The following is a 13,696-nucleotide window of genomic DNA, read 5'->3' as shown; positions in this document are numbered from 1 at the left end:
GTGGCGGGTCTGCTACCATGGCGCCATGCCTTTCGGCGGTCTGCTTCTTCTTAGCTGCCGCGACGAGTCCTGAGAGTTAGGGCCTTCCTCGTCGCGGCGCTTGTGTTGGCCCGATCATCCTGACGAGAGAAGAAGCCCAGATCATGCAGAACACCCAGCGCCCGTCCTCGATGCCGATCCACAAGTACCGGCCGTTCCACGAGCAGATCGACGTCCACCTGCCCGACCGCACCTGGCCGGACTCCCGCATCACGAAGGCTCCGCGTTGGTGCGCGGTCGACCTCCGCGACGGCAACCAGGCGCTCATCGACCCGATGTCGCCCGAGCGCAAGCGCGTCATGTTCGAGCTGCTCGTGAACATGGGCTACAAGGAGATCGAGGTCGGCTTCCCGTCTGCGAGCCAGACCGACTTCGATTTCGTGCGCCAGCTCATCGAGGAGAACCTCATCCCCGACGACGTCACCATCCAGGTGCTGACGCAGGCTCGCGAGCATCTGATCGAGCGCACCTACGAAGCCATCGCCGGTGCCAAGCAGGCCATCGTGCACCTCTACAACTCGACGAGCGTGCTGCAGCGCGACGTCGTGTTCCGCACGGACAAGCAGGGCATCATCGACATCGCGCTCGAGGGCGCACGTCTGTGCCGCGAGTTCGAGAAGCGCATCCCCGAGACCCAGGTGTACTACGAGTACTCGCCCGAGTCGTACACCGGCACCGAGCTCGAGTTCGCCGCCGAGATCTGCAATCGCGTGCTCGAGGTGTTCGAGCCGACACCCGAGCGCAAGGTCATCATCAACCTGCCTGCCACGGTCGAGATGGCCACGCCCAATGTCTATGCGGACTCCATCGAGTGGATGAGCCGGCACCTGAACCACCGCGAGAACGTGATCCTGTCGCTGCACCCGCACAACGACCGCGGAACCGCGATCGCGGCTGCGGAGCTCGGGTACATGGCCGGCGCCGACCGCATCGAGGGGTGTCTGTTCGGCAACGGGGAGCGCACGGGCAACGTCGACCTGGTCGCTCTCGGCATCAACCTGTTCACGCAGGGCATCGACCCGCAGATCGACTTCAGCGATATCGACCAGATCAAGCGCACGGTCGAGTACTGCAACCAGCTTCCTGTGCCCGAGCGCAGCCCGTGGGCCGGAGACCTCGTCTTCACGGCGTTCAGCGGATCGCACCAGGATGCCATCAAGAAGGGCTTCGAGGCGATGGCCGCGAAGGCCGAGGAGCTCGGCGTCGGCGTCGATGAGATCGAGTGGGCGGTGCCGTACCTGCCGGTCGACCCGAAGGATCTGGGCCGCTCGTACGAGGCTGTGATCCGCGTGAACTCGCAGTCCGGCAAGGGCGGTGTCGCGTACCTGCTGAAGGCCGACCACGCGATCGACCTGCCGCGCAAGCTTCAGATCGAGTTCTCCGGGGTCGTCCAGGCGAAGACGGATGCCGAGGGCGGTGAGCTCACGAGTGAGCAGATCTGGGCGATCTTCTCCGACGAATACCTGCCGGCAGCCGACGCCGCCGAGAAGTGGGGCCGCTTCGAGCTGCTGGCCACCCAGACGCGCAGCGACATGTCAGGGGAGGTCGTGCTCGACGTGGTGCTGCGCGACGGCGATGAGTCGCACGCGATCACCGGTTCGGGCAACGGCCCCGTGGCGGCGTTCGTGGAGGTGCTGCGCGCTCAGGGCTTCGACATCACCGTCTACGACTACGTGGAGCACGCTCTCAGCGCCGGGGGCGACGCGCAGGCCGCGGCATACGTCGAGCTGCAGGTGGGCGACCAGCGTCTGTGGGGCGTCGGCATCGACGGCGACATCTCGACCGCGTCGCTCAAGGCGATCGTCTCCGGTGTGAACCGCTCGATCCGTTCGCGCGAGCGGGAGCTCGCGGCGGTCTGATCGCGAGGTCGTCGAGCGCGTGAGAGTGAGACGCGGCATCCGATGATCGACATCGGATGCCGCGTCTTGTGCGTCGTCGCGTTCGTCGGTCGACACGTGTCGTGGCGCTCCTCGGTCAGTCGTCCGCGCGCTTGATGATCGGGATCATCCCCGTCTCGGCCGCGACCTTGCGGCGGTAGAGCCTCCTCTGCTCTGGCAGGGAGACGTCGAAGCTCACCGCGAGGATGCGGATGACGGCCGTCACGACGATGCCGATGACGGCGGCGAGCGTGATCGGCATCCCGAACAGCAGGTGCGCGACGACGATGAACACGCAGCCGGCGCCGGCGGCGACCGCATAGAGCGACCCGACGTGCATGATCGCGGTCGGCAGACCCATCAGCATGTCTCGAAGCACGCCGCCGCCGACGGCCGAACACGCTCCGATGAACACGGCGGGAACGGGCGGAATGCCCAGTGCGATCGCCTTGCTCGTGCCGAAGGCCCCGAACATGCCGATGACCACGGCGTCGAGCACGACGATGACGGTGTTGAGCCGGTTGAAGACCCCTGCGAGCAGCATCCCGAACAGCGAGGCACCTGTCGCCGTGAGCAGATACCAGTTGCTGTGCAGGGTCGCCGGAGGCTGGCCGAGCAGGATGTCGCGGATGAGTCCGCCGCCCATGCCGATCATGATCCCGATGATGGCGACTCCGAGCCAATCGAGGCGACGCTGTCCCTGGAATCCGGAGGCGAACATCGCGCCCTGCACGCCGCCGAGGCCGACGCCGAGGAGGTCCGCCCAGAGCGGAATGGTGAAGAGCGGTTCGGTCACCCGTCCATTGTCGCCCAGAGAGGATAATCGAACGGTGCCGACGTACCGAGATGAAGCGGTGGTCCTGCGCACCCACAAGCTGGGTGAGGCGGACCGCATCGTCATCATGCTCTCTCGGCGGCACGGCAAGCTGCGGGCCGTCGCCAAGGGCGTGCGCCGCACGTCGTCGAAGTTCGGCTCGAGGCTCGAACCGTTCATGGTCGCCGACGTGCAGCTGTATCAGGGCCGTTCGCTCGATATCGTGCAGCAAGCCGAGACCCTCGGATCCTATGGCGCCGACATCGTGTCGCAGTACGAGCGGTTCACTGCGGCGAGCGCGATGGTCGAGACGGCCGACCGCCTCAGCGACGCGGAGGCGACTCCCGAGCAATACCTCCTGCTGGTCGGCGGGCTGCGCGCGCTCTCACGCGGAGAGCATGCGCCGCGCAGCATCCTCGACTCCTATCTGCTCCGCGTGATGGCGCTCTCGGGCTGGGCGCCGTCTCTCGGGGATTGCGCCCGGTGCGGGAAGCCCGGTCCGCATACGCACTTCGTCGGCCAACTCGGCGGACTCGTCTGCGCCGACGACGCGCCGGCCGGAAGCCCACGGATCGCCGAGCGCACTCTGTCGCTTCTGCGCTCGTTGATGGCGGGGGAGTGGGAGGTCATCGACGCGGCGTCTTCCGCAGACGCCTCCGCGGCATCCGGCCTCATCGCTGCGTACGCGCAGTGGCACCTCGAGCGCGGCATCCGCTCGCTCGCCCACGTGACCGACGTCTCTCGATAGGAGCCAGGTGAGTCCGAAGCCGTACACCCACAAGGATGCCGTCGCGTATCGTCCCCTCGACTGGACGGGCGTGCACCCGCCCGCGTTCCCCGCGGTGCCGGAGCACGTGGCGATCGTCATGGACGGCAACGGTCGGTGGGCGAACCGCCGCGGGCTCAACCGCATCGAAGGGCACAAGGCGGGCGAGGAGGTGCTCCTGGACGTCGTCGCCGGCGCCATCCAGGCCGGCGTCAAGCATCTCTCGGTGTACGCGTTCTCGACGGAGAACTGGGCGCGCTCCCCGGAGGAGGTGCGGTTCCTCATGGGCTACAACCGCGATGTGCTGCATCGTCGGCGCGATCAGCTCAACGAGTGGGGCGTGCGCGTGCGGTGGGCTGGGCGCAAACCGCGCCTGTGGGGCTCGGTGATCAAGGAACTCCAGTACGCCGAGCAGCTCACGCGCGGCAACGACGTGCTCACGCTGACCATGTGCGTGAACTACGGCGGTCGCGTCGAGATCGTCGACGCCATGCGTGCCATCGCCGCGGATGTCGCGGCGGGCCGGGTGAAGCCGAATGCGATCAGCGAGAAGATGATCAGGCGGCACCTGTACGTTCCGGACATGCCGGACGTCGACCTGTTCCTGCGCAGCTCGGGCGAGCAGCGCACGTCGAACTTCCTGCTGTGGGAGTCGGCGTACGCCGAGATGGTGTTCCTCGACACGCTGTGGCCCGACTTCTCACGTGAGGACCTCTGGCGTGCGATCGGCATCTACCTGTCGCGCGATCGGAGGTTCGGGGGCGCGGTGAACGCCCCTGATCAGGCCTGAGCGCGCAGCCAGCGCTCGGTCTTGCGCGGGTGCGTGAGACGGACGATCGTGAGATGCGGATGCCGGGTCTGGACCTCGGGCATGCGCTCGGTCCACTTGTGCAGGGTGCGGGTCTGCCACAGCAGGATGTTGTCCTCCGCATCGCGGCGGAACATGTTCTGGATCCCGCGCTCCCTGTTGCCGTTCCAGAGCTCGGTGCGCAGCACCTGGCGCGAGATCGTGCGGCGCACCAGCCGTGATCTGACGACGCGGTACGGGTAGTCGAGCCAGATCGCGAGCTGTGCACGGGGCGCGAGGATCCCATCGGTGCCCTTGCTCGTGTACTGCCACTCGGTCACCCAGCGCTCTTCGGAAGCGAAGGCCCGCACGTCGTCGAGGAACGTCGGACGTGGAGTCCAGTCCGGGCCGTGGAAGAGAGCGTCGATCTCGACGTGTCGCAGGTTCCACATCGCCCCGAGCCGCCGGGCGAGGGTGGTCTTCCCCGAGCCGGTGACGCCCGCGATCAACACTCGTGAGGGGCGGGACGGCAGCGGATCGTCGGCGGAGAGCATCCGAGAATCCTATCCACGGAATAGCGGACACCTCCATGCGGTTGGATGGAGGTGTGAGCGAACCCATCTCGATCGACATCTGGTCCGACATCGCCTGCCCGTGGTGCTACATCGGCAAGCGCAATCTCGAGAAGGGTCTGGAGGCCGTCGCAGGAGACGACGACGTTCCTCAGGTGAACATCACGTTCCACTCGTTCGAGCTCTCGCCGGACACGCCTGTCGACTTCGACGGGGACGAGGTCGACTTCCTCGCAGGCCACAAGGGCATGCCACGCGCCCAGGTCGAGCAGATGCTCTCCCACGTCACAGGGGTCGCCGCCGGCGCGGGCCTCGAATACCGGTTCGACCTGCTCCAGCACACCAACACCGTCAAGGCCCACGAGCTGCTGCATTTCGCGAAGGCGAAGGGACTGCAGCACGAGATGGAAGAGCGCCTCATGGCGGCGTACTTCACTGAGGGCAAGCACGTCGGACGCATCGACGACCTCGTCGAGCTGGCCACCGAGGTCGGCCTCGACCCAGGCGAGGCTCGCGAGGCGCTGGAGTCCGCCCGGTACCTGCCCGCGGTGCGGCAGGATCAGGCGCAGGCCCGCGCGTACGGCATCCAGGGCGTGCCGTTCTTCGTGATCGACGGGCAGTACGGCATCTCGGGTGCGCAGCCGCCGGCAGCGTTCGAGAACGTGCTTCGCGACCTGTGGGCCAAGCGCGCGGAGAGCGCGCCCGAGGCGGCCGCCGGCTAGCGGGTGAGCGCGGCTTCGATGGCGTCGACGATCTCCGGCGAGTCGGGCTTCTGCGCCGGACGGAACCGCTGAACGGATCCGTCGCGCAGCACCAGGAACTTCTCGAAGTTCCACTCCACCCGCCCAGCCTTTCCCGAGGAATCGGGGGTCTGGCGCAGGGCCTTGTAGAGCTCCGCGGCGTTCCTGCCGTTGACCTTGATCTTCTCGTTGATGGGGAACGTCACGCCGTACGTGGTGGAGCAGAACTCGAGGATCTTCTCCAACGAGCCGGGTTCCTGACCCAGGAACTGGTTGCACGGGAACCCGACGACGCTGAAACCGCGGTCGCCGTACTGTCGCTGCAACTGCTCGAGCTGCTCGTACTGGGGTGTGAGGCCGCACTTCGAGGCGACGTTGACGACGAGGACGACGTCGGCGCCGAGATCGTCGAGCGTCTTCTCGGCTCCTGTGGCGTCGATGAACGGAATGGAGCGCACGGAGGTCTCCGCAGCGGGGGAATCACTCATGTCCACAGCTTAAGTCGGCGCACCCGTCGGGGCTCCGCGTCTGGGAGAATGGAGGGGTCATGACTGTTGCCACCGCCCCCGCGCGCCCTCTCCGCATCGGACCGATCGCCCTCGACGTGCCGGTGGTCCTCGCACCCATGGCGGGGATCACGAACACCGCCTTCCGGCGGCTGTGCCGCGAATACGGAGCGGGGCTCTACGTCAGCGAGATGATCACGTCTCGCGCGCTCGTCGAACGCAACCAGACCACCATGCGGCTCATCCGGCACCACGAGTCGGAGACGCCGCGCTCGATCCAGCTGTACGGCGTCGACCCGAAGACCATCGCCGAAGCGGTCCGCATCATCGTGGCCGAGGACTACGCCGACCATGTCGACCTGAACTTCGGATGTCCTGTGCCGAAGGTCACGCGCAAGGGCGGGGGAGCGGCTCTGCCGTGGAAGACTTCCCTCTTCGCCGACATCGTCGAGCAGGCGGTTGCCGCCGCCGAACACCTGCCGCTCACGGTGAAGATGCGCAAGGGAATCGACGCCGACCACCTCACGTTCCTCGACGCCGGTCGGGCGGCGGAGGAGGCCGGAGCGGCCGCCGTCGCCCTGCACGCGCGCACGGCGAGCGAGTTCTACTCGGGGAACGCCGACTGGAACGCGATCGGCGAGCTGAAGCAGGCGGTCACGAGCATCCCCGTCCTCGGCAATGGCGACATCTGGTCGTCCGACGACGCCGTGCGCATGATGGAGCAGACCGACTGCGACGGTGTCGTGGTCGGGCGCGGATGCCTCGGACGCCCTTGGCTCTTCGGCGACCTGGCCGTGGCATTCGGCGCCGACACGCCGGCCGTCGATGCGACCTTGGGCTTCGTCGCCGACGCCTTCCGGCGCCACGCCGAGCTCCTCGTCGAGTTCTTCGAGGACGAGGACCACGGATGCCGCGACGTCCGCAAGCACGTCGCCTGGTACTTCAAGGGGTACCCCGTCGGCGGCGACATCCGCACCGGCCTCGCCACCGCCTCGAGCCTTGCGGAGATCGACGATCTGCTGGGCCGTCTCGACCGCGACGCGCCGTATCCTGGCAAGGACGCGGAGGGGCAGCGTGGGCGCGCGGGCCGTCCGAAGCGCCCGGCCCTGCCGGACAAGTGGCTCGAGTCGCGCGAGATCGGCGATTCGACCTCGGAGATGATGCGAGGAGCGGAGATCGAGAACAGTGGCGGCTGACCCTCGGCGCGACGGCTACGGCGACCGCGACGCCGAGCGCTACTTCGCCGAGACGCACCGTTCGGAGCGCGATGACTTCGCGCGTGACCGTGCGCGGGTGCTGCACTCGGCTGCGCTCCGGCGGCTCGCAGCGAAGACGCAGGTGCTGAGCCCCGCCAGCACCGCCGACTTCGCCCGCAACCGCCTCACGCACTCGCTCGAGGTCGCGCAGGTGGGTCGTGAGCTCGCCGCCGCCCTCGGCGTCTCCGCCGACGTCGTTGACACGGCGTGCCTGAGCCACGACCTCGGCCACCCTCCCTTCGGGCACAACGGCGAGCGCGCGCTCAACGAGTGGGCGGAGCACATCGGCGGCTTCGAGGGCAACGCGCAGTCGTTGCGCATCCTCACTCGCCTCGAGGCGAAGGTGCTCGACGACGATGACCGCTCGGTCGGCCTCAACCTCACGAGGGCGAGCCTCGACGCGACCTGCAAGTACCCCTGGACGGTGGACAGCCCCGTTCCCGACCCCGGCGGGCGGCTCAAGTTCGGGGTGTACCCCGAGGACGAGACCGTGTTCCGCTGGATGCGTGACGGGGCTCCCGGCCGCCTGCGCTGCATCGAAGCCGAGATCATGGATCTGTCCGACGACATCGGCTACTCCGTGCACGACTTCGAAGACGCCATCGTCAACGGCTATGTGGATGTCGCGCAGCTGTCCGACCCGCTCGAGCACGAGGCGCTCATCGATCGGATCCAGCAGTGGGTCGGATACGACTTCACGCGCGACGAGCTCGCGGACGCGCTGTACCGCCTTGCGTCGCAGCCCATGTGGCTGCGGTCGTTCGACCGCTCGCGGCGCGATCTCGCTCGGTTGAAGAACCTCACCAGCGACTTCATCGGCCGATTCGCCCGAGCCGCCGTGGCTGCGACGCGCGAGGCGTACCCCGGGGCGGTGCTCGTGCGGTACAACGCACACGTCGTCGTGCCGCGGGTGGTCGAGGCGGAGATCGCGGTGCTGAAGGGCATCATGGGTCAGGCCATTGTGACGATCGATGCTCGCAAGGGCGTGTACAAGGAGCAGCGTCGGGTGCTGAAGCGTCTCGCCGACGCGCTGTGGTCGACCGACGCGCTGTGGTCTGCGGGCGCCGATGTGCTCGAACCCGCGTTCGCGGCGGACTTCCTCGCCGCGACGAACGATGCCGAGCGTGCGCGCGTCGTCGTCGACCAGGTCGCGAGCCTGACCGATCAGAGCGCGATCGACTGGCACAACCGTCTCGTGGGCGAGATCGATCCCGCCGAGGTCGGCATCTGGACGCCGCGTCATGCGCGGCCTGGCGCGCGCGTCGCGCGGACGGAACGACACACACCAGCCGAGGTCGGCTGATGCCCCGCATCCGCCAGGCCGACGTCGATGAGGTCAAGGCGCGCACGAACATCGCCGACATCGTCGGCGAGCGTGTCGCGCTCAAGTCCGCCGGCGTCGGGTCGCTCAAGGGGCTGTGCCCGTTCCACGACGAGAAGAGCCCCAGCTTCCACGTACGCCCCCAGGTCGGGTACTATCACTGCTTCGGCTGCGGAGCCTCGGGCGACGTCTACTCGTTCCTTCGCGAGATCGATCACGTGAGCTTCACCGAGGCCGTCGAGCGTCTTGCCAGCCGCATCGGATACACGCTGCACTACGAGGACGGGGGCGCAGCGCCGGAGACGAGCGGACGGGCGCGTCTGTATGCCGCGAACACCGCGGCTGCCGAGTTCTTCCGCTCGCAGCTGCTCACACCGGATGCCGAGGCCGCACGTCGCTTCCTGGGGGAGCGCGGGTTCGACGCCGGTGCTGCGGCCCACTTCGGCGTGGGGTTCGCGCCGCGCGGATGGGACGGGATGCTGAAGGCGCTGTCCGCCCAGGGCTTCACGCGCGAGGAGCTGGCGACGGCCGGTCTCGTGTCGACGGGGCAGCGCGGCGTGTACGACCGGTTCCGAGGGCGGCTCGTCTGGCCGATCCGTGATGTCTCGGGCCAGACCATCGGCTTCGGCGCGCGAAAGCTCTTCGACGACGACCAGGGGCCGAAGTACCTGAACACGCCGGAGACGCCGATCTACAAGAAGGCACAGGTGCTCTACGGGCTCGACCTGGCCAAGAAGGACATCGCGCGTGGAGACCCGCGGCGTGTGGTCGTGGTCGAAGGGTATACGGACGTCATGGCGTGTCACCTGGCGGGCCTCACGACGGCCATCGCGACGTGCGGCACGGCGTTCGGTGCCGAGCACATCAAGGTGCTGCGGCGCGTCATGGGCGACGACAACGCATCAGGGGAGGTGGTCTTCACCTTCGACGGCGACGAGGCAGGGCAGAAGGCCGCGTTGCGGGCGTTCACCGAGGACGATCGCTTCAATGCGCAGACCTTCGTCGCCGTGGCGCCCGACGGTCTGGACCCGTGCGACCTGCGGCTGCAGCGCGGCGACGCCGCCGTGCGGGGGCTCATGGACGCCAAGGTACCGATGTTCGAGTTCGCCATCGATCGCCGGCTGGGCGGATTCGACCTCTCGACGGTGGAGGGGCGAGTCGGTGCGTTGCGCGCGGCTGCGCCGATCGTCGCCGAGATCCGTGATCGCCTGCTGCGGCCAGGGTATGAACGGGTGCTCGCCCGCCGCCTCGGCATGGACCCCACCGAGGTGCATCATGAGGTGGAGCGCGCCGCGCGCGGGGGAAGCAGCGCAGGGCAGCAGCGGAGTGCGCCGCAGAGCGCCGATGCCTCCGTCGGTGTCGGCCCTCTCGCCTCGGTGACGCTCGCCGGACTCGCTCGCACCGCCGACGTGGCGCTCGAACGCGACGCACTCATGGGTGCGCTTCAGTACGGGCATCGCATCGAGCAGACGCTGCTGGCTCGCGCACTCTCGTCGCCGTTCCGCACGCCCGCCCTCGACGCCGTGCGTGAGGCCGTCGCCGCGGCCCCTGATCGTACGAGGCCTGGCTGGCCGACCGAGGCCGTGAACGACGTGCGGGAGCCCTACCGCTCGCTCGCCGGCGAACTGCTCATGACACCGTTCCCGGCTCGGGATGAAGAGGGAGCTGTGGTTTCGGCCACGGATCTCGCGCGGCGGCTCATCCTGCGCAGCCTCGAGCAGGAGAAGCAGGAACTGCTCGGCGCCGTGCAGCGTGTGCCGGCGGACTCCGATGGCGGACGTGCGCTGCGAGTGCGGCTGCGCGACATCGATGTGGAGCGTCAGCGCTTCACCGAGTCGTAACAGCGTCCGCGCAGGTCCGCGCGGCAGGATGGATTCATGTCCCGGCGGCCCGAGCACACGAACGCGATCGACTGCAGCGACCTCGTGATCGACCGGATCGGCCACGGCGGGCCGACGCGCGCCGTCGACGGGGTCACGTTCTCCCTGGCGCCCGGCGGTCTCATCTGTGTCGCCGGTCCGACCGGATCGGGCAAGTCCACCCTCGTCGCCGCTCTGGCGGGGTCGACGGATCCGTCGGTGCGGGTGGTGGGAGGAAGCGCCCACGTGTGCGGCGTCGACATCCGGAGGCCGGCTCGAAAGCACCGGCTGCTCACCTATCGCACCGGTTTCGTCCCGCAGGGCGCCGGGGCCGATCTGCCGCCGCGGCTCACGGTCAACGAGATCATCGCCGAGCCGATCCTGTTGCGCGAGAAGCGGGTGAACGGCAAGGCGCTGTCGATCCGCATCGCGACGCTGCTCGATGAACTGCATCTCCCGCTCGGAGCGGCAGCCAAGTTCCCGTACGAGCTCAGCGCGGGTATGCGCCAGCGCGTCGCGATCGCACGTTCGTTCGTACTCGAGCCGCGCGTGCTCATCGCCGACGAGATTCTCGCCAACCTCGATCTGGAGGTGCGGCCCGTGGTCTTCGACGCGATCACGCGGCGACGCCGAGAACAGGGGATGGGGGCCTTGCTGGTGACGAACGACGCGGACTTCATCCGGGAGCTGAACGCCGAAACCCTCATGCTCCGGGGCGGGCACGTCGTCGCACGAGGTGTGGGCAAGGAGCTGCTCTGGGTGCCGAACGCCGAAGCCGATTCGCGTCGGTGATGTGCACGGATTCGACACGCCCGAGGCGCCGCCCGTGTCACGAGCGGCGCGAAGTATTTGCTAAGCTTGTGGAGTTGCCCGCGGTGCGGAGCACATTCCTCGGTAGCTCAATTGGCAGAGCAGCCGGCTGTTAACCGGCAGGTTCTTGGTTCGAGTCCAAGCCGGGGAGCAATCCCCCCGAAACCCCGCCCCCTGTGGGCGGGGTTTCGCCGTTTGGGACGTCTCCTGTCTCCAACCAGGTCACGGGGTATCCGGTCGCGAGCGCGAACGCAGCGAGGTCTCGCCGGCGTGGCCGGTGGCGTCCGTTGATCCAGCTCGACACCGCGTTCCGCGACACCTGGATGCGGTCAGCCAACTCCTGCACGCCCAAGCCGGAGTGGCGGACAGCCTTCGTCATGCGGTCGGCCAGGTCCAGCTCGAAGCGAGGATCGCTCACGGGATTCATCGACATATGCACATTCTTGTGCATTCGCCCTAACTTGTGCAAGCGCTAGACACACCTGTCTACCCAATTGACCTAACGCCCTAAGTAGTGCAATGTAGCACTCGTGACGAACGAACTTATTGGGACGGCCGAGGCAGCGAAGATGCTTCGCATCGACCGCAGCTCATTGGTTCGCCGAGTGCGAGCCGGCACGCTCGAGCCCGTCCAGAAGCTCCCCGCCGCCACCGGTGCGTACCTGTTCGATCGCGCGCTCATCGAGCGTCTCGCGTCAGGGGAGCGCACGTTATGAGCGTCGAGTCGATCAGCATCGCCCTGCACCATTCCCGCGCGACCGGCGCGGCCAAGCTCGTGCTGATCGGCATCGCCAACCACGACGGTGACGGCGGTGCGTGGCCGTCAGTCGCGACCCTCGCGAAGTACGCCGGCGTGACCGTGCGCAACGTGCAGAAGGCCGTCGAACGCCTCGAGCAGCTCCACGAGATTCGCCGTTTCGTGCAGGCCGGCGGTGACCACCGCACAGCGGAACACGAGCGCCCCAACCGCTACCAATTCCTGCTCACGTGCCCGCCAGACTGCGACCGCACGAGCCGGCATCGCACGCGAACGCACGCGCCCGTCGAGCTGTCGCTCGACCCCCTGTCGGTAGCGACACCCGGTGTCGGTAGCGACACCCGCCCCCCTGTCGGTAGCGACACCCAAACCACCCACGTAACCACCCCACAGGTAACGAAGAAAGAACGTCGAGCAAGTAACCGTGCGCGTGGCGCGTGCGGGCATGAGCTGATCGACGACCGCCATTGCGAGCGCGGATGCCCCGTCGCTCGCGTCGAGGGAGCACCAGCATGAGCACCGACGCACACGAGCCCACCAACACCGACCGCATCGCCCTCGCCAACGCGCTCTACGAACTGGCCGAGTCGTTCGCGCTCGAAGCCACCCTGTGGACATCCAGCGACGCGCAGCACAACTGCGCGCGCACCGGACGCCTGCTCGCAGAGATCGCGCGCCAGCTCATCGCCGGCCGCGCGAACTACGACAAGGCGAAGGCATTCGAGGACGCCGGACGCCTGATCCACGCGAACGTCGTCGCCTGCCGGCGGTTCTTCACGTCCCTGCTCACCCCACCCACTCGCGGAGCGTGACGCCATGATCGACAACCTGCCCCTGTGGTTCGCAATCCCCGCAGCCGTCCTGCTCTGGACGCTGCTCATCATCCTCTGGATCGGAGATCGGAGACGCCGTGTCGAAGCACCACCGCTCATCGAAGCACACCAGCGGCACCTACCACCTGCGACCCGAGATCGCCGCACGCCTCCCTCTGCCCTGCACCGAGTGCGGGAAGCCCGTGCACCCAGACCAGAAATGGCACGTCGCGCACTTGATCCCAGCATCGAAGGGCGGACGCACTACACGACAGAACACGGGTGCTGCGCACGCGACGTGCAACCTCAAGGCCGGCGGGAAGCTCGGAGCCAAGACCACCAACAGCAGACGACGCACCAGCGCCGCAGCGCGTGAAGGGATCAGACCATGGTGAACCTCAAGGCATGGCTGGTCATCGGCTACTGGTGGATGCACGGCTATATCGAGCGCATCCCGGCTAACAATCACCTGACCACCGACCCGGCGTGCAAGCACCACGTCGCACCGAAAGCCGGCTCTCGTCTCGACCGCGCATCACGCGGCCTCGAGTGCGAGCCGTGCATGGTACGTCGTGCGTTCGGTCGCGGGTGGGTCGAAGGCATCGGATGGGTCGAGTGATGTCGAACGCGATGGTTTTTGAGAACCCGTCTGTACCTCCGCTAGCGGGCAGCACAACTTTTTCTCCCCAGGTCTGGGAAAAGCTTCGAAGCCGCGCGCTCGAACCGACTTGGTGCGGAAGGCTCGATGACACATACGAGCTTCGCGCGGAGTTCCTCGCG

The 13,696-nt window shown here is 67.6% G+C and carries 17 protein-coding genes and 1 tRNA gene; 14 read left to right on the top strand and 4 right to left on the bottom strand.

Annotated elements, in window-relative coordinates:
* Positions 1 to 143: 143 nt before the first annotated feature.
* The gene (leuA, locus tag AB663_RS13540; RefSeq protein WP_067200194.1) at positions 144 to 1,898 is read left to right on the top strand and encodes a 2-isopropylmalate synthase; all 1,755 of its coding nucleotides are present in this window, start codon (positions 144 to 146) and stop codon (positions 1,896 to 1,898) included.
* A gap of 115 nt (positions 1,899 to 2,013) precedes the next feature.
* On the opposite strand, the gene AB663_RS13535 is transcribed toward leuA, so the two are convergent.
* Positions 2,014 to 2,712: a trimeric intracellular cation channel family protein gene (locus tag AB663_RS13535; protein WP_067200191.1), complete on the bottom strand. Its 699-nt coding sequence runs from the start codon at positions 2,710 to 2,712 to the stop codon at positions 2,014 to 2,016.
* Positions 2,713 to 2,746: 34 nt separating this feature from the next.
* On the opposite strand from AB663_RS13535, the gene recO reads away from it, so the two are divergent.
* Together recO and AB663_RS13525 are read left to right on the top strand one after the other, a co-directional pair.
* The gene (gene recO / locus AB663_RS13530; RefSeq protein WP_067200189.1) at positions 2,747 to 3,478 is read left to right on the top strand and encodes a DNA repair protein RecO; all 732 of its coding nucleotides are present in this window, start codon (positions 2,747 to 2,749) and stop codon (positions 3,476 to 3,478) included.
* 7 nt (positions 3,479 to 3,485) lie between these two features.
* A complete protein-coding gene (locus AB663_RS13525; RefSeq protein WP_067200186.1) occupies positions 3,486 to 4,286 on the top strand; it encodes an isoprenyl transferase in 801 nt (266 codons plus the stop codon).
* Here AB663_RS13525 and AB663_RS13520 read toward each other — a convergent pair.
* Positions 4,277 to 4,837, bottom strand: a complete 561-nt coding sequence (locus AB663_RS13520) for an AAA family ATPase (RefSeq protein ID WP_067200183.1) — start codon at positions 4,835 to 4,837, stop codon at positions 4,277 to 4,279. The genes AB663_RS13525 and AB663_RS13520 overlap by 10 nt on opposite strands.
* A gap of 53 nt (positions 4,838 to 4,890) precedes the next feature.
* Here AB663_RS13520 and AB663_RS13515 point away from each other — a divergent pair, with 53 nt between their 5' ends.
* A complete protein-coding gene (locus tag AB663_RS13515) occupies positions 4,891 to 5,577 on the top strand; it encodes a DsbA family oxidoreductase (protein ID WP_067200180.1) in 687 nt (228 codons plus the stop codon).
* On the opposite strand, the gene AB663_RS13510 is transcribed toward AB663_RS13515, so the two are convergent.
* Complete coding sequence (locus AB663_RS13510) at positions 5,574 to 6,083, bottom strand: glutathione peroxidase (protein ID WP_067200176.1); 510 nt, start codon at positions 6,081 to 6,083, stop codon at positions 5,574 to 5,576. The genes AB663_RS13515 and AB663_RS13510 overlap by 4 nt on opposite strands.
* Before the next feature lie 59 nt (positions 6,084 to 6,142).
* Between AB663_RS13510 and dusB the strand changes: the two genes are divergently transcribed.
* The 5 genes from dusB to AB663_RS13485 all read left to right on the top strand — a co-directional run bounded on the left by dusB (position 6,143) and on the right by AB663_RS13485 (position 11,498).
* Positions 6,143 to 7,297: a tRNA dihydrouridine synthase DusB gene (gene dusB, locus AB663_RS13505; protein WP_067200172.1), complete on the top strand. Its 1,155-nt coding sequence runs from the start codon at positions 6,143 to 6,145 to the stop codon at positions 7,295 to 7,297.
* Positions 7,287 to 8,660 (top strand): deoxyguanosinetriphosphate triphosphohydrolase, encoded by a 1,374-nt coding sequence (locus tag AB663_RS13500; RefSeq protein WP_067200169.1) that lies wholly within the window; start codon positions 7,287 to 7,289, stop codon positions 8,658 to 8,660. The genes dusB and AB663_RS13500 overlap by 11 nt, the downstream gene beginning before the upstream one ends.
* Positions 8,660 to 10,519, top strand: coding sequence for a DNA primase (gene dnaG, locus AB663_RS13495; RefSeq protein ID WP_067200166.1), 1,860 nt, complete (start codon positions 8,660 to 8,662; stop codon positions 10,517 to 10,519). Before AB663_RS13500 ends, dnaG begins: the two co-directional genes overlap by 1 nt.
* Positions 10,520 to 10,555: 36 nt before the next feature.
* Positions 10,556 to 11,329 (top strand): ATP-binding cassette domain-containing protein, encoded by a 774-nt coding sequence (locus AB663_RS13490; RefSeq protein WP_067200163.1) that lies wholly within the window; start codon positions 10,556 to 10,558, stop codon positions 11,327 to 11,329.
* 96 nt (positions 11,330 to 11,425) lie between these two features.
* Positions 11,426 to 11,498: transfer RNA gene (locus AB663_RS13485), tRNA-Asn, on the top strand.
* Here AB663_RS13485 and AB663_RS17790 read toward each other — a convergent pair.
* On the bottom strand, positions 11,460 to 11,726 hold the full coding sequence (locus AB663_RS17790; RefSeq protein ID WP_442922674.1) for a helix-turn-helix domain-containing protein: 267 nt from the start codon (positions 11,724 to 11,726) through the stop codon (positions 11,460 to 11,462). The two genes, AB663_RS13485 and AB663_RS17790, sit on opposite strands and share 39 nt — an antisense overlap.
* A gap of 151 nt (positions 11,727 to 11,877) precedes the next feature.
* Here AB663_RS17790 and AB663_RS17785 point away from each other — a divergent pair, with 151 nt between their 5' ends.
* The 5 genes from AB663_RS17785 to AB663_RS13465 all read left to right on the top strand — a co-directional run bounded on the left by AB663_RS17785 (position 11,878) and on the right by AB663_RS13465 (position 13,535).
* On the top strand, positions 11,878 to 12,063 hold the full coding sequence (locus tag AB663_RS17785; protein ID WP_067200161.1) for a helix-turn-helix domain-containing protein: 186 nt from the start codon (positions 11,878 to 11,880) through the stop codon (positions 12,061 to 12,063).
* Positions 12,060 to 12,620 carry a helix-turn-helix domain-containing protein gene (locus AB663_RS13475; RefSeq protein ID WP_067200158.1) on the top strand — a complete coding sequence of 187 codons (561 nt, stop codon included), beginning with the start codon at positions 12,060 to 12,062 and terminating at the stop codon, positions 12,618 to 12,620. Before AB663_RS17785 ends, AB663_RS13475 begins: the two co-directional genes overlap by 4 nt.
* On the top strand, positions 12,617 to 12,916 hold the full coding sequence (locus tag AB663_RS13470; RefSeq protein ID WP_067200155.1) for a hypothetical protein: 300 nt from the start codon (positions 12,617 to 12,619) through the stop codon (positions 12,914 to 12,916). Before AB663_RS13475 ends, AB663_RS13470 begins: the two co-directional genes overlap by 4 nt.
* Before the next feature lie 98 nt (positions 12,917 to 13,014).
* The gene (locus AB663_RS17780) at positions 13,015 to 13,311 is read left to right on the top strand and encodes an HNH endonuclease signature motif containing protein (protein ID WP_198147871.1); all 297 of its coding nucleotides are present in this window, start codon (positions 13,015 to 13,017) and stop codon (positions 13,309 to 13,311) included.
* A complete protein-coding gene (locus AB663_RS13465; protein WP_067200153.1) occupies positions 13,305 to 13,535 on the top strand; it encodes a hypothetical protein in 231 nt (76 codons plus the stop codon). Before AB663_RS17780 ends, AB663_RS13465 begins: the two co-directional genes overlap by 7 nt.
* Positions 13,536 to 13,696: the final 161 nt, after the last annotated feature.

The sequence above is a fragment of the Microbacterium sp. XT11 genome (assembly GCF_001513675.1).
Lineage (GTDB): Bacteria > Actinomycetota > Actinomycetes > Actinomycetales > Microbacteriaceae > Microbacterium.
This window is presented reverse-complemented; position numbering and strand designations above follow the sequence as displayed.

Bases quoted from the DNA above. Each gene is read 5' to 3' on its own strand.
- leuA (WP_067200194.1), top strand. From the start codon at position 144: ATGCAGAACACCCAGCGCCCGTCCTCGATGCCGATCCACAAGTACCGG.
- AB663_RS13520 (WP_067200183.1), bottom strand. From the start codon at position 4,837: ATGCTCTCCGCCGACGATCCGCTGCCGTCCCGCCCCTCACGAGTGTTG.
- AB663_RS13510 (WP_067200176.1), bottom strand. From the start codon at position 6,083: ATGAGTGATTCCCCCGCTGCGGAGACCTCCGTGCGCTCCATTCCGTTC.
- dusB (WP_067200172.1), top strand. From the start codon at position 6,143: ATGACTGTTGCCACCGCCCCCGCGCGCCCTCTCCGCATCGGACCGATC.
- dnaG (WP_067200166.1), top strand. From the start codon at position 8,660: ATGCCCCGCATCCGCCAGGCCGACGTCGATGAGGTCAAGGCGCGCACG.
- AB663_RS13490 (WP_067200163.1), top strand. From the start codon at position 10,556: ATGTCCCGGCGGCCCGAGCACACGAACGCGATCGACTGCAGCGACCTC.
- AB663_RS17790 (WP_442922674.1), bottom strand. From the start codon at position 11,726: ATGACGAAGGCTGTCCGCCACTCCGGCTTGGGCGTGCAGGAGTTGGCT.
- AB663_RS13475 (WP_067200158.1), top strand. From the start codon at position 12,060: ATGAGCGTCGAGTCGATCAGCATCGCCCTGCACCATTCCCGCGCGACC.
- AB663_RS13470 (WP_067200155.1), top strand. From the start codon at position 12,617: ATGAGCACCGACGCACACGAGCCCACCAACACCGACCGCATCGCCCTC.
- AB663_RS13465 (WP_067200153.1), top strand. From the start codon at position 13,305: ATGGTGAACCTCAAGGCATGGCTGGTCATCGGCTACTGGTGGATGCAC.